The organism is Streptomyces milbemycinicus, from assembly GCF_002154605.1.
Classification (GTDB): Bacteria; Actinomycetota; Actinomycetes; order Streptomycetales; family Streptomycetaceae; genus Streptomyces; species Streptomyces milbemycinicus.
In genome coordinates this window covers 1-12,095 of the sequence record NZ_MUNE01000362.1, presented here as the reverse complement: position 1 = coordinate 12,095, position 12,095 = coordinate 1, and the positions used below count along the sequence as shown (strand labels likewise).

13 protein-coding genes and 2 tRNA genes are annotated in these 12,095 nt (G+C 72.2%); 7 read left to right on the top strand and 8 right to left on the bottom strand.

Features of this window, described 5'->3' with window-relative positions:
- Positions 1 to 159: 159 nt before the first annotated feature.
- The 4 genes from rsrA to CCN51_RS27875 all read right to left on the bottom strand — a co-directional run bounded on the left by rsrA (position 160) and on the right by CCN51_RS27875 (position 3,091).
- Complete coding sequence (gene rsrA, locus CCN51_RS27890; protein WP_014176603.1) at positions 160 to 477, bottom strand: mycothiol system anti-sigma-R factor; 318 nt, start codon at positions 475 to 477, stop codon at positions 160 to 162.
- Positions 474 to 1,163: a sigma-70 family RNA polymerase sigma factor gene (locus CCN51_RS27885; protein ID WP_014176604.1), complete on the bottom strand. Its 690-nt coding sequence runs from the start codon at positions 1,161 to 1,163 to the stop codon at positions 474 to 476. Before CCN51_RS27885 ends, rsrA begins: the two co-directional genes overlap by 4 nt.
- Before the next feature lie 330 nt (positions 1,164 to 1,493).
- Positions 1,494 to 2,180 carry an alpha/beta hydrolase family protein gene (locus CCN51_RS27880; RefSeq protein ID WP_014176605.1) on the bottom strand — a complete coding sequence of 229 codons (687 nt, stop codon included), beginning with the start codon at positions 2,178 to 2,180 and terminating at the stop codon, positions 1,494 to 1,496.
- Positions 2,181 to 2,257: 77 nt separating this feature from the next.
- Positions 2,258 to 3,091, bottom strand: a complete 834-nt coding sequence (locus tag CCN51_RS27875) for an SOS response-associated peptidase (RefSeq protein WP_043486839.1) — start codon at positions 3,089 to 3,091, stop codon at positions 2,258 to 2,260.
- 119 nt (positions 3,092 to 3,210) lie between these two features.
- Between CCN51_RS27875 and CCN51_RS27870 the strand changes: the two genes are divergently transcribed.
- The 4 genes from CCN51_RS27870 (at position 3,211) to CCN51_RS27855 (ending at position 6,904) form a co-directional block, all read left to right on the top strand.
- On the top strand, positions 3,211 to 3,924 hold the full coding sequence (locus tag CCN51_RS27870; protein WP_014176607.1) for a M50 family metallopeptidase: 714 nt from the start codon (positions 3,211 to 3,213) through the stop codon (positions 3,922 to 3,924).
- Between the two features lie 131 nt (positions 3,925 to 4,055).
- Positions 4,056 to 5,450: a 3-phosphoshikimate 1-carboxyvinyltransferase gene (aroA, locus tag CCN51_RS27865; RefSeq protein WP_014176608.1), complete on the top strand. Its 1,395-nt coding sequence runs from the start codon at positions 4,056 to 4,058 to the stop codon at positions 5,448 to 5,450.
- An 11-nt stretch (positions 5,451 to 5,461) separates the two neighbouring features.
- Positions 5,462 to 6,469: a ribosome small subunit-dependent GTPase A gene (gene rsgA / locus CCN51_RS27860; RefSeq protein ID WP_014176609.1), complete on the top strand. Its 1,008-nt coding sequence runs from the start codon at positions 5,462 to 5,464 to the stop codon at positions 6,467 to 6,469.
- A 111-nt stretch (positions 6,470 to 6,580) separates the two neighbouring features.
- Positions 6,581 to 6,904, top strand: coding sequence for a DMT family transporter (locus CCN51_RS27855; protein ID WP_014176610.1), 324 nt, complete (start codon positions 6,581 to 6,583; stop codon positions 6,902 to 6,904).
- On the opposite strand, the gene CCN51_RS27850 is transcribed toward CCN51_RS27855, so the two are convergent.
- Positions 6,901 to 7,488: a TetR/AcrR family transcriptional regulator gene (locus CCN51_RS27850; RefSeq protein WP_043490277.1), complete on the bottom strand. Its 588-nt coding sequence runs from the start codon at positions 7,486 to 7,488 to the stop codon at positions 6,901 to 6,903. The two genes, CCN51_RS27855 and CCN51_RS27850, sit on opposite strands and share 4 nt — an antisense overlap.
- Before the next feature lie 156 nt (positions 7,489 to 7,644).
- Here CCN51_RS27850 and hisN point away from each other — a divergent pair, with 156 nt between their 5' ends.
- The 3 genes from hisN to CCN51_RS27835 all read left to right on the top strand — a co-directional run bounded on the left by hisN (position 7,645) and on the right by CCN51_RS27835 (position 9,734).
- Positions 7,645 to 8,439, top strand: a complete 795-nt coding sequence (gene hisN / locus CCN51_RS27845) for a histidinol-phosphatase (protein ID WP_014176612.1) — start codon at positions 7,645 to 7,647, stop codon at positions 8,437 to 8,439.
- A 314-nt stretch (positions 8,440 to 8,753) separates the two neighbouring features.
- Complete coding sequence (locus CCN51_RS27840) at positions 8,754 to 9,155, top strand: CBS domain-containing protein (protein WP_043486842.1); 402 nt, start codon at positions 8,754 to 8,756, stop codon at positions 9,153 to 9,155.
- Between the two features lie 162 nt (positions 9,156 to 9,317).
- On the top strand, positions 9,318 to 9,734 hold the full coding sequence (locus CCN51_RS27835) for a Fur family transcriptional regulator (RefSeq protein WP_014176614.1): 417 nt from the start codon (positions 9,318 to 9,320) through the stop codon (positions 9,732 to 9,734).
- Between the two features lie 81 nt (positions 9,735 to 9,815).
- On the opposite strand, the gene CCN51_RS27830 is transcribed toward CCN51_RS27835, so the two are convergent.
- The 3 genes from CCN51_RS27830 to CCN51_RS27820 all read right to left on the bottom strand — a co-directional run bounded on the left by CCN51_RS27830 (position 9,816) and on the right by CCN51_RS27820 (position 12,053).
- Positions 9,816 to 9,892, bottom strand: a tRNA-Met gene (locus tag CCN51_RS27830).
- Positions 9,893 to 9,990: 98 nt separating this feature from the next.
- Entirely contained in the window at positions 9,991 to 11,796 is a 1,806-nt protein-coding gene (locus CCN51_RS27825) for a tetratricopeptide repeat protein (RefSeq protein WP_043486844.1), read from the bottom strand.
- A gap of 183 nt (positions 11,797 to 11,979) precedes the next feature.
- Positions 11,980 to 12,053, bottom strand: a tRNA-Met gene (locus CCN51_RS27820).
- Positions 12,054 to 12,095: the final 42 nt, after the last annotated feature.

Here is a 12,095-nt window from a genome sequence, read left to right as displayed (position 1 = left end):
ACGGCCCCGGTCGGGGCCGTCAGATTGGGGAGGATAGAGCCGGGCACGCGGGGTTCGTCCGTATGCTCCGCCCGATTCCACACCTTCGGGTGATGATCGGGCGGGTTACGGCGAGCGGCGCCGGTCCTGCGCGGGCGGCTGGTCCTGCCCGGACAGGGCCTAGTCCTGCGCGGGCGTCGGCGCGTTCGTCTCCACGACGACCTCCCGCTCCGGCGCGACCTCGCCGGAGCGGATCAGCTCGATGCGGTTCATGACCTTCGAGCGCAGGTCGCTGGGCACGTCGTCATGGCCGCAGCACCGCTTGACCAGCTTCTTCACGGCCTGCTCCAGGCCGTACTTCTCCAGGCAGGGGGAGCACTCGTGGAAGTGCACCTCGAGCTTGGCGCGGTCGACGTCGGGCATCTCGCGATCGAGGAACTCGTAGAGGTGGTCGAGGACCTCGGAGCAATCCGTCTCGTGCGGGTCTCCGCAGCTCATGAGTCCGCGCCTTTCCGATCGTTCGACTCGTCCGCCGCGGCGGGCGCGCCGGCCGGGACCAGTCCGCGCCCACGGGCGTAGTCCTCGAGCAGACCGCGCAGCTGGCGGCGCCCACGGTGCAGCCGCGACATCACGGTACCGATGGGTGTCCCCATGATGTCTGCGATCTCCTTGTAGGCAAACCCCTCGACGTCCGCGAGATAGACCGCTATGCGGAACTCCTCGGGAATGGCCTGGAGCGCTTCCTTGACGTCCGAGTCGGGGAGGTGGTCGAGCGCCTGCGACTCCGCGGAGCGCAGACCGGTCGACATATGCGACTCGGCGCGCGCCAGCTGCCAGTCCTCGATCTCCTCGGCCGCGCTGCGCTGGGGCTCCCGCTGCTTCTTGCGGTACGAGTTGATGAAGGTGTTGGTCAGGATGCGGTACAGCCACGCCTTGAGGTTGGTGCCCTCACGGAACTGGTGGAAGGACCCGTACGCCTTCGCGTATGTCTCCTGCACCAGGTCCTCGGCGTCGGCCGGATTGCGCGTCATACGCAATGCGGCGGAGTACATCTGGTCGAGGAAGGTAAGGGCATCCCGTTCGAAGCGCGCATTGCGCTCGACGTCCGTCTCCTGCGGCTGCCCGACCGGCCGGCCCTCGGTCACGCCGTCGGTCCCCGCGTCGGTGCCAGTGACCTGACCCACCTCCTCCGCCTTCGTGGCGAGGCCGCCGAATGCGGACCCGCTCGAATCGGAGAATAGACGACGATCCGGTCCGCCCGCCGCTTCGTTCCGGGCAGTCCACCCCGTCTGCGGCTGCGACCAGTCCAGGTCAGCGGCGCGCGGGCGAGCCGGGCAAGCGAGCGAACCCATACTGGGGACTCCTTCTGCTGGTGCGTGCACCTGAAACCTGTGCCTGATCGGGGGGCACCTCCCAGCGGTAGCTGGGGGACCATATACGCCCCCTACAACAGAAGGCGGCCCCGCCGCATTCCCGGACGTCCCCGCCACCCCTATATGGCGCATCCGCGCAGCTCAGAGAGGTACGCGGACCAGCCACTCGGCCACGGCGCCGGTGATCCGCGCCAGCGCCTCCTCTTGGCCGATGTCCGCCTTCTTGGGCACGACGAAGCCGTGGTCGCCGTGCGGAATCCCGACCAGCTCCGTCCCGGCGGGCAGCTCGGGGAACTCCTCGGGGCGGCCGAACGGATCGCGGCCGCCCTGGACCACCAGCGTCGGCAGACCGGCGCCCAGCAGTTCCTCGGCCCGGGACCGCTCCGGCTTGCCCGGCGGGTGCAGCGGGAAGGACAGCGCCAGCACGGCGCTCGCGCCCAGCTCGCGCGCCGTACGGCAGGCCACCCGCGCCCCGGCGCTGCGGCCGCCCGCGACGACCGGCAGCCCGGGCTCCTGCAGCGCGGGCCACAGCGCGCGCCACCCGATGTCCAGGGTCTTCGGCGCGGGCGCGACCTTCTTGCCCGCCACCCGCCACGGCTGCTCGACCAGCGCGACGCCGACGCCCAGCGGCGGCAGCGCGGCGGCCAGTGCCTGCAGGTCCCGCGCCTCGATCCCGCCCCCGGCGCCGTGGCTCACGGCCAGCACGGCGCGGGCTCGGGGGGCGCGGTGCCAGGTGATCCTGGCGTCCCCGGCGGGGGTCTGCACGATCTCCCTGGTCCCCGTCGTCCTGCTGTTCTCGGCTGATTGCTCGGTCTGCTCGGCGCTCACATGCCCATCCTGCCGCCTCCGGGCGGCTGCGCCCGGAAGGCCGCTCAGAAGCTCAGAAACTCTGAACCATCAGAACCTCAGAAGAGCGTGCTCGTCTCGGGTGCCTCCAGCTCGGTCACCAGCTCCGGGCCGTTGTTACGTACGTCACTGACGGCCGTGGCGACCGGGTAGGCGCGCAGCAGCCCCGCGGGCGGCGGGGCGAGCAGCGGGCGCAGTTCGTCGGGGTCGGTGTGGGAGGGGTCGAGCCAGGCCGCCCAGCGGTCCTCGGTGAGCACCAGCGGCATCCGCGGATGGATGTCGGCCAGCGACCGCGGCCCCGCGCCGCCCTCGTCCCCGCCCTTGCCCAGCAGGGGAAACGGCTCCTTCTCCGCCTCGGTCGTGATGACCGTGCAGGTCACCCACCAGGCCCGCGGGTGGTCGTCCGGCAGCGTCCGGTCGCGCCAGAACTCGTACAGCCCGGCCATGGCCATCACCGAGCCGTCCACCGGGGTCACGAAATAGGGCTGCTTACGCGGCCGCTTCCGCTTCCCTTGCTCCTCCAGCTGCCGCTCCCCCGAGCCGGTGACCCACTCGTAGTAGCCGTCGGCGGGCAGCAGACAGCGGCGCGAGGCGAAGGGGCGGCGGTAGGAGGGCTTCTCGTGCACCGTCTCCGCCCGTGCGTTGATCATCTTCACGCCGGTGTCGGGTGACTTGGCCCAGGACGGCACCAGTCCCCACTTGAGCGCCCTCAGCTGGCGGACCGGGCTCGGGTCGTCGGTGTCCTTGACGGGGCGTTCGAGCACCGCGTACACGCCCTTGGTGGGCGCGACGTTCCAGTCCGGGGCCAGCGTCTCCTCCGGCTCCCACTGCTGCACCCCGAAGATGCCGACGAGGTCCTCAGGCTTCCGGCTCGCTGCGTATCGACCGCACATAGGTGCCACACTGCCACGACGCCCACGGCCGGTGACGCCGGGCCGTCGAAACCGAGCGGCCCTGAACAACGTACTGAAGAGCAGAAGCACCGAAGACGGACGCGAGGAGTCTCCCGCACATGGACAGCACGAACGCCGCCGATCTGTGGGACCGCGTCGTCGGCACCCAGCCGGACCCCACCACCTGGCTGGTCGCCGCCACCGGGCTGGTCGCGCTCTCGGCGGTCGTCTCCCAGATCGCCTGGCGGATCGCCCGTAACGCCATCACCATCGCCCATGAGGGCGGCCACGGCCTGGTGGCGCTGGTCAGCGGCCGGCGGCTGGAGGGCATACGCCTGCATTCGGACACCTCGGGGCTGACCGTCTCGCGTGGCAAGCCCACCGGTCTCGGCATGATCCTCACCGCGGCCGCCGGCTACACCGCGCCGTCCCTGCTCGGGCTGGCGGGCGCGTGGCTGCTGGCCGCGGGCCATATCACCGCGCTGCTGTGGGGGACGACGGCGCTGCTGGCGCTGATGCTGGTCATGATCCGCAATGCGTACGGCGTGCTGACCGTGGTCGTCTCCGGGGCCGCCTTCTTCCTCGTCTCCTGGCTGACCGAGCCGGACGTGCAGGCGGCCTTCGCGTACGTCGTGGTGTGGTTTCTGCTCCTGGGCGGCGTACGCCCCCCGTTCGAGCTGCAGCGCAAGCGCCGCTACTCGGGGGCGCACGACTCCGACCCCGACCAGCTCGCGCGCCTGACCAACGTCCCGGCCACGATCTGGCTGCTGCTCTTCCACGTGGTCTCGCTGAGCTCGCTGATCGGTGGCGGCCGCTGGCTGCTGGGGCTGTGACCGGCGGCCCCTCCGGGCCGTGAGCCGACCGTGAGCGTCGGTGAGCCGTCCATATCAGCGGCGTGTTTCGACTGGGTTTCGCCGTTTTTGATCAAGAATCTCACTCTCGGCGAGCCACTAAAGTGAGAGCCATGACCGGCATTGAGACCCCCTCGGGCGCGCACGCCGCCCTCTGGCCCGCTCCGCTCGCCGACGGAGCGGTCGACGCGACCGTCACCGTGCCCGGATCCAAGTCGGTCACCAACCGCGGCCTGATCCTGGCCGCGCTCGCCGCCGAGCCGGGCTGGCTGCGCCGCCCGCTGCGCTCCCGCGACACCCTTCTGATGGCCGAGGCGCTGCGCACCCTGGGCGTGGGCATCGAGGAGACGGTGCCCGACCACTCCCCCGGCTCCCACGGCTCCCACGGCGCGCCGGGCTCCGAGGGCGGCGGCGAGGCCTGGCGGGTCATCCCGGCGGGCCTGCACGGCCCGGCCACGGTCGACGTCGGCAACGCCGGCACGGTGATGCGCTTTCTGCCGCCGGTCGCGGCGCTGGCCGACGGCCCGGTGCGGTTCGACGGCGACAAGCGCTCGCACGAGCGCCCGCTGCACGGCGTGATCGACGCACTGCGCGCGCTCGGCGCCCGGATCGACGACGACGGCCGCGGCTCGCTGCCGATGACCGTGCACGGCGGCGGGGCGCTGGACGGCGGCCCGGTGCGCATCGACGCCTCGTCCTCGTCGCAGTTCGTCAGCGCGCTGCTGCTGTCCGCGCCGCGCTTCAACCAGGGCGTCGAGGTGCGCCATGTCGGCGCCGCGCTGCCCTCGCTGCCGCACATCCGGATGACCGTGGACATGCTGCGGGCCGCGGGCGCGGCCGTGGACGCCCCGGAGGCGGGCGGCGAGCCGAACGTATGGCGGGTGTCGCCCAGCGCCCTGCTGGGCCGCGACCTGGTGGTCGAGCCCGACCTGTCCAACGCGGCGCCGTTCCTGGCGGCCGCCCTGGTCACCGGCGGCCGGGTGACGATCCCGGACTGGCCGGAGCGCACCACCCAGCCCGGCGACTCGCTGCGCCGGATCTTCACCAACATGGGCGGGGCCTGCGAGCTCACCGACGCCGGTCTGACCTTCACCGGCACCGGCCGGATCACCGGCATCGACGCCGATCTGCACGAGGTGGGCGAGCTCACCCCGGTGATCGCGGCGGTGGCGGCGCTGGCCGACTCCGAGTCCACGCTGAGCGGCATCGCGCATCTGCGGCTGCACGAGACCGACCGGCTCGCGGCCCTGGCCAAGGAGATCAACGAGCTCGGCGGCGATGTCACCGAGACCGCCGACGGGCTGCGGATCCGCCCGCGCCCGCTGCACGGCGGGGTCTTCCACACCTACGAGGACCACCGGCTGGCCACCGCGGGCGCGGTCATCGGCCTGGTCGTCGAGGGCGTACAGATCGAGAACGTGGCCACCACGGCCAAGACCCTGCCCGACTTCCCCGGGCTGTGGACCGGCATGCTCGACGCGGCGACGACCCCCGCGCGGAGAGCCTGAGGCGCCCCGCCATGCGTCGCTACGGCAAGCACACCGACGAGGACGACGTCCGGGTCCGCCCCAACCGCAAGGGCAATCGCCCGCGCACCAGCATCCGCCCCAAGCACGAGGACGCCGCCGAGGGCTTTGTGCTGACCGTCGACCGCGGCCGGCTGACGGTCCTGATCGAGGACCGCACGATCATCGCCATGAAGGCCCGCGAACTGGGCCGCAAGGGCGTGGTGGTCGGGGACCGGGTCGCGGTCGTCGGGGATCTGTCGGGCGCCAAGGACACCCTCGCGCGGATCGTACGGGTCGAGGAGCGCTCGTCGGTGCTGCGCCGTACCGCGGATGACGACGACCCGTTCGAGCGGGTGGTCGTCGCCAACGCCGACCAACTGGCCATCGTCACCGCGCTCGCCGACCCCGAGCCGCGCCCGCGGCTGATCGACCGCTGTCTGGTCGCCGCCTTCGACGCCGGGCTGTCCCCGCTGCTGGTCCTGACCAAGTCCGACCTCGCCCCGGCGGCCCCCATGCTGGAGACCTACGAGCCGCTCGGCGTCCCCTATGTCGTCACCAACCGCGAGGAGCTGGCCGACGGCGGCGCGGCCGACCGGGTGCGCGAACGCCTCGCGGACCAGGTCACGGTCTTCGTCGGACACTCGGGCGTCGGAAAGACGACCCTGGTCAACGCCCTGGTGCCGGAGCGCAAACGGGCCACCGGCCGGGTCAACGCGGTCACCGGCCGCGGCCGCCACACCACCACCTCCGCGCTCGCGCTGCCGCTGCCCGACAGCGACGGCTGGGTGATCGACACCCCGGGCGTACGGTCCTTCGGGCTGCACCATGTGGACCCCACGCGGGTCATCCACGCCTTCCCGGACCTGGAGCCGGGCACCGAGGGCTGTCCGCGCGCCTGCAGCCACGACGAGCCGGACTGCGCGCTGGACCAGTGGGTCGCCGACGGCCACGCCGATCCGGCCCGGCTCTACTCCCTGCGGCGGCTGCTGGCCACGCGGGAGCGGCGAGAGGGTGACTGACCCGCGACCGACCCGCCCGCCGACGGTGACGTTTGCCACCCGCCACGTGCGGTAAATGGATAATCACACAAGCGAGGCGGAAGCAGCCGACACCGGCACGGGAGGACTTGTATGGCGTGGCTGCTGGTCGTGGTCGCCGGGCTACTCGAAACGGGCTTCGCCGTCTGCCTCAAGCTCTCGCACGGTTTCACCAGAATGTGGCCCACCATCGCCTTCTGCGCCTTCGCACTGGGCAGCTTCGGCCTGCTGACGCTCTCTCTGAAGAAGCTGGACGTGGGCCCGGCGTACGCGGTGTGGACGGGCATCGGGGCGGCCGGGACCGCGATCTACGGCATGGTCTTCCTCGGCGACCTGGTCTCCACGCTCAAGCTCATCTCCATCTCGCTGGTGATCGTCGGCGTGATCGGGCTCCAGCTCTCCGGCTCGGCGCACTAGGCCAACGCCCCGCGCACCAGGCTCTCCACCTCCTCCTCCGACACGGGCGCGACCACGTACGACAGCGCCAGGCGCACGGCCGTCTCGCAGGCCTGAGCCAGTTCCGCCGCCCCACCCTGCGGCCAGACCCCCGCCAGCAGGCGCACCGCGCGGTCCCTGATCTGCGCCAGGAGATCGACGGGCGAGGGCAGCGGGTCCGGGATGCCAGGGCGGCGCGGCGAAGGGGTTCCCGGGCGTACGGGCGAGGGCAGCCGTTCGCTCCAGCAGCCGGTGAGCACCGCCCGCACCAGGGGATTCGCGGCCGCCGCCCGTACGGTCCAGCCCGCTGCGGCCGCCAGCCGCTCGTTCGGGCCGGCGGCGCCGGTCGCTCCGGACAGCGCCCGCTCCACGCCGATCAGGTATGCCTCGGCCTCACGGCGCACCAGAGCGCGCGCGAGGCCGTCCTTGCTGCCGAACTCGTTGTAGAGCGTCTGCCGCGAGACCCCGGCCGCCACGGCCACATCGACCATGCGGACCACCGCCCACGGGCGGTCGGCGAGCGCGGTGAAGGCCGCGTCGAGTAAGGATTCACGTGCTGCGGGCATCGTCGCCTCCCAGGCCATGTGTCCCTCTTCAGCGGCACGTGCGGACAGAATTGACGCACCGCCAGGTGGTGTCAATAGCCACGGCGTACGCCCCCGGCGCCCCCGTCCGGCCGTGGTCGTGTGGATCGGCCGATTCCGTGTCGATACTGTTCGGCCATGCCCGACTACCACGATGACCTGCGTCTCGCCCATGTACTCGCCGATGCCGCCGATGCCACCACCATGGAGCGATTCAAGGCGCTCGACCTCAAGGTCGAGACGAAACCCGATATGACGCCGGTCAGCGAGGCCGACAAGGCGGCCGAGGAGCTGATCCGCACCTCGCTCCAGCGGGCCCGGCCGCGGGACGCGGTCCTGGGCGAGGAGTTCGGCAGCGAGGGCAGCGGTCCGCGCCGCTGGATCGTGGACCCGATCGACGGCACCAAGAACTATGTGCGCGGGGTGCCGGTCTGGGCCACGCTGATCGCGCTCATGGAGCGCGGCGAGGGCGGCGACCGGCCGGTCGTCGGGGTGGTGTCGGCACCGGCGCTCGGCCGCCGCTGGTGGGCGGCCGAGGGGCTGGGGGCGTACACCGGCCGGAGCCTGTCGTCCGCGAGCCGGCTGGCGGCGTCGCAGGTGGCGCGGCTGGAGGACGCGTCGTTCGCGTACGCCTCGCTCGGCGGCTGGGAGGAGCGCGGCAGGCTGAACCGTTTCCTCGATCTGACCCGGGCCTGCTGGCGGACGCGCGGCTACGGCGACTTCTGGCCGTACATGATGGTCGCCGAGGGGTCGGTGGACATCTGCGCCGAGCCCGAGCTGTCGCTGTGGGACATGGCGGCGAACGCGATCATCGTCCAGGAGGCGGGCGGCAGCTTCACCGGGCTCGACGGGGCGCCGGGGCCGCTCAGCGGAAACGCGGCGGCGTCGAACGGGCTGCTGCACGGCGAACTGCTGAGCTACCTGGGCGACTAGGGCCCGTGCGGGCCCCGGACCGGCTTGTGCATCAGGGGGTACGGGGGCGCGTCAGGCGGTAGATCGGCTTCCGCACGCCCCTTGTAGACGTCTACGCCCCCATGTGAACATGTGAATCCGCGCGCTTGTGAACTTGTGCAGACGCGCACTGTCGCGCGGCGCCGCGCAGCGCCGCGGTGTTCGCAGCGCACGCAGCCCCGCATCGCACGCAGTTCCGCGTTGCACGCAGTTCCCGCGGCGCACGCGGTTCCGCAGTGCGCGCGGCCCCCGCAGTAAGGATTCGCCAAGGAGGTGGCACGACCATGTCCCCACCCATGCTCGTCCGCGACGCCATGAGTTCAGTGATCCTCACCATCGGCCCCGCCCACACCCTGCGCCAGGCCGCCCGGCTGATGTCCGCGCGACGCGTCGGCTCGGCGATCGTGCTGGACCCCGATACCAGCGGGCTCGGCATCCTGACCGAGCGCGATGTCCTCAACTCACTGGGCGCGGGCCAGGACCCGGACCGTGAACGAGCCCATGCCCACACCACCTCCGACGTCGTCTTCGCCGCCCCTCAGTGGACGCTCGACGAAGCGGCGCGCGCGATGTCCCACGGCGGCTTCCGCCATCTGATCGTCCTGGAGGCGGGCGATCCGGTGGGCGTGGTGTCGGTACGCGACATCATCCGCTGCTGGACCGGCGCGCGGCAGCCGGCGCCCGCGCTGGCGGGGTGAGAGCCCGGTAACGGGGCGCGTGAAGAGGCCGGAGCCCTTCGGCATCCGGCCTCTTTCACTTTGGACGATGTCTAAATCAAGAACCACTGGAGAGTGATACGAGATCTGGTCATGGACCGGTCCGCTGCTACCCTTGCCTTATCTGACTGATAGGTGAATGGCATGAGTGACCTGCTGGAACGGCTCCGGGGACGCGGCTGGCGACTGACGGCCCAGCGACGTGTCGTCGCCGAGGTCCTCGACGGGGAGCATGTGCACTACACCGCCGATGAGGTACACGCCCTCGCGGCCGCCCGTCTCCCGGAGATCTCACGCGCGACCGTGTACAACACCCTCGGGGAGCTGGTCTCGCTCGGCGAGGTGACCGAGGTCAGCACGGACGGCCGGGCCAAGCGCTACGACCCGAACGCCCACCACGCGCATCAGCACCTGATCTGCGGGCGGTGCGGCACCATCCGCGATGTCCACCCCTCCGGCAACCCGCTGGCCGACCTCCCGGCTGAGGAGCGCTTCGGCTTCGCGGTCTCGGAGGTCGAGGTCACCTATCGCGGACTCTGCCCCGACTGCGCGGCCGCCTGAGCCCTCGGGCGGCCGCCCCGCCCCGGGCGTACGGGCGCAACACGAAGGGCCCGGATCCTTGTGGATCCGGGCCCTTCGCCTTGGTAGCGGGGACAGGATTTGAACCTGCGACCTCTGGGTTATGAGCCCAGCGAGCTACCGAGCTGCTCCACCCCGCGTCGATGTGCCGAAATAGTAACCACAGGACGACGGCCGGAGCAAATCGCGAGGAGAAGGGGGCAGGGAGGGCGACACCACCAAGGCCTACGCGCCGGAGCTACGCCGTGAGCTCCTGCTGCAGGGCGTCCCGCAGCCGGGCCGCCCGCTCGGCCACCTCCGCCGGGCCCAGCTCGACCGCGCGGGCGCACCAGCGCTGGCCCTCGGACAGGGCGCCACGGCGGGCCGAGAGCAGGGCCAGGCGCAGCGCGGCGCGTCCGTGGCCGGCCTCGGCGGCGCGGGTCCACCACAGGGCGGCTTCCGGCTCGCTGCCCTCGCGGGCGAGCAGCAGACCCAGGTTGAAGGCGCCGTTGCTGCTGCCCGCCTCGGCGGCCTCGCGGTACCAGCGGGCGGCCTCCACCACATCGCCCCGGGCGGCCGCGAGCATGCCCATGCGCACCTGGGCGCGCCGGTGGCCCTGGCGGGCGGCGCGCTCGTACCACTCCTCGTACTCGGGCATAGCCGGTTCCATCTCGGCGCGCTCGGCGCGCCCCAGGGACCCGCGCGGGGCGCCCCCGTCGGCGGACGGCCGGTCCAGCAGCGCGCCCAGCCGGAAGGCGGCCTCCGCGCTGCCGCCCCCGGCGGCGCAGCGCAGATGGCGCTCGGCCTCACGGCCGTCGCCCTCGCGCAGCAGGACGATGCCGACCTGGAGCGCGGCCTCGGTGTGCCCGGCGGCGGCGGCCCGCTCGTACCACTGATGGGCGGCCCGTTCCTCGCCCCGCCCGGCGTGCAGAATGCCCAGGTTGAACGCGGCGTCCACGCTGCCCGCCTCGGCGGCCTTGGAGAACCACGGCTCGGCGCCGGCCGCGTCACCGCGCTGCAGCAGCATGACGGCCACGGCGTTGGCGGCCTCGCGGTGCCCGGCGTAGGCGGCGCGGCGGTACCACTGCTCGGCCTGCGCGGTGCGGCCCTGCTCGGCGCAGAGCAGTCCCAGGTTGTACGCGCCGTTGATGTCCCCGGCGTCCAGGGCGGTGCGGTACCAGCGCTCGGCGGTCTGGGTCTCGCCGCGGTCGGCGTGCAGGGCGCCCAGCGCGTTGGCCGCGTTGCCGTCGCCGTCCTGGGCGGCGCGGTGCCACCAGACGGCGGCGCTGTCGGTGTCGCCCGCGTCACGCAGCAGGAAGCCGAGCGCGCAGGCGGCGCGGGCCTCGCCGTCCTTGGCGGCCGTCAGGTACCAGCGGCCGGCCTCTTTGATCTCGCCGCGCTTCTCCAGCAGCGTGCCGAGGTGGAGGGCGGCCCGGCGGTGGCCGCGCGCGGCGGCCTGCCGGTACCACTTCTCGGCCTCCGACTCGGCGTCCGGACCGGCGCGCCCTCTGGCTGCCTCGTCCTCGCGCTTGTCGAGGATGCGGGCGAGCCGGTACGAGGCCTCGCGGTGGCCGCGATCGGCGGCGGACCGGAACCAGCGCTCGGCGCCGATGTCGCTGCGGTGCTCGAGCAGGTCGGCGAGCGCGTACGCACCCAGGGCGTGCCCGGACTCGGCGGACTGGCGCAGCCAGTACTCGGCGGCGGGCTCGTCCCCGCGCTCGCGGTGGTGGCGGCCGAGGGCGTGGGCCGCGGCGGCGGATCCGGCGACGGCGGCGATGCGCCACCAGCCGGCCGCCTCGTCGGCGTAGCCGCGCTGGTGGAGGAGGACGCCGAGGTTGTTGGCCGCGGCGCGGTCGCCCGCCGCGGTGGCCGCGCGTAGATGCGGCTCGGCGCCGTCGAGGTCGCCGCGGCGCAGCAGCAGTGAGCCCAGGGCGCTCATCGACGCGATGTCGCCGGACTCGGCGGCCCGGCGGTGCCGGGTCTCCTCTTCGTCCTCGACACCGTCGTGCGTATGCACAAAACGCCCTGTCTCCAACAGACTGACCCTGTCCCCCATAAATTCCATCGTGTCATCACCTGCAACCCGGGTACACCTTGGTATACCGCAGCCGGTGAGGTCACTTCAGCGTTTTGTCGACATGCCCACAGAGAGACAACCCAAACGCTTGTATCGCGATTCTTTGGGTGGACATCCCGGCGGACACACGACAAGGCCCGGATCCTTGCGGATCCGGGCCTTGTCTGTCAGTAGCGGGGACAGGATTTGAACCTGCGACCTCTGGGTTATGAGCCCAGCGAGCTACCGAGCTGCTCCACCCCGCGCCGTTGTGTCTCTACGTTACCACGGCGCGGGGTGGAGCAGCT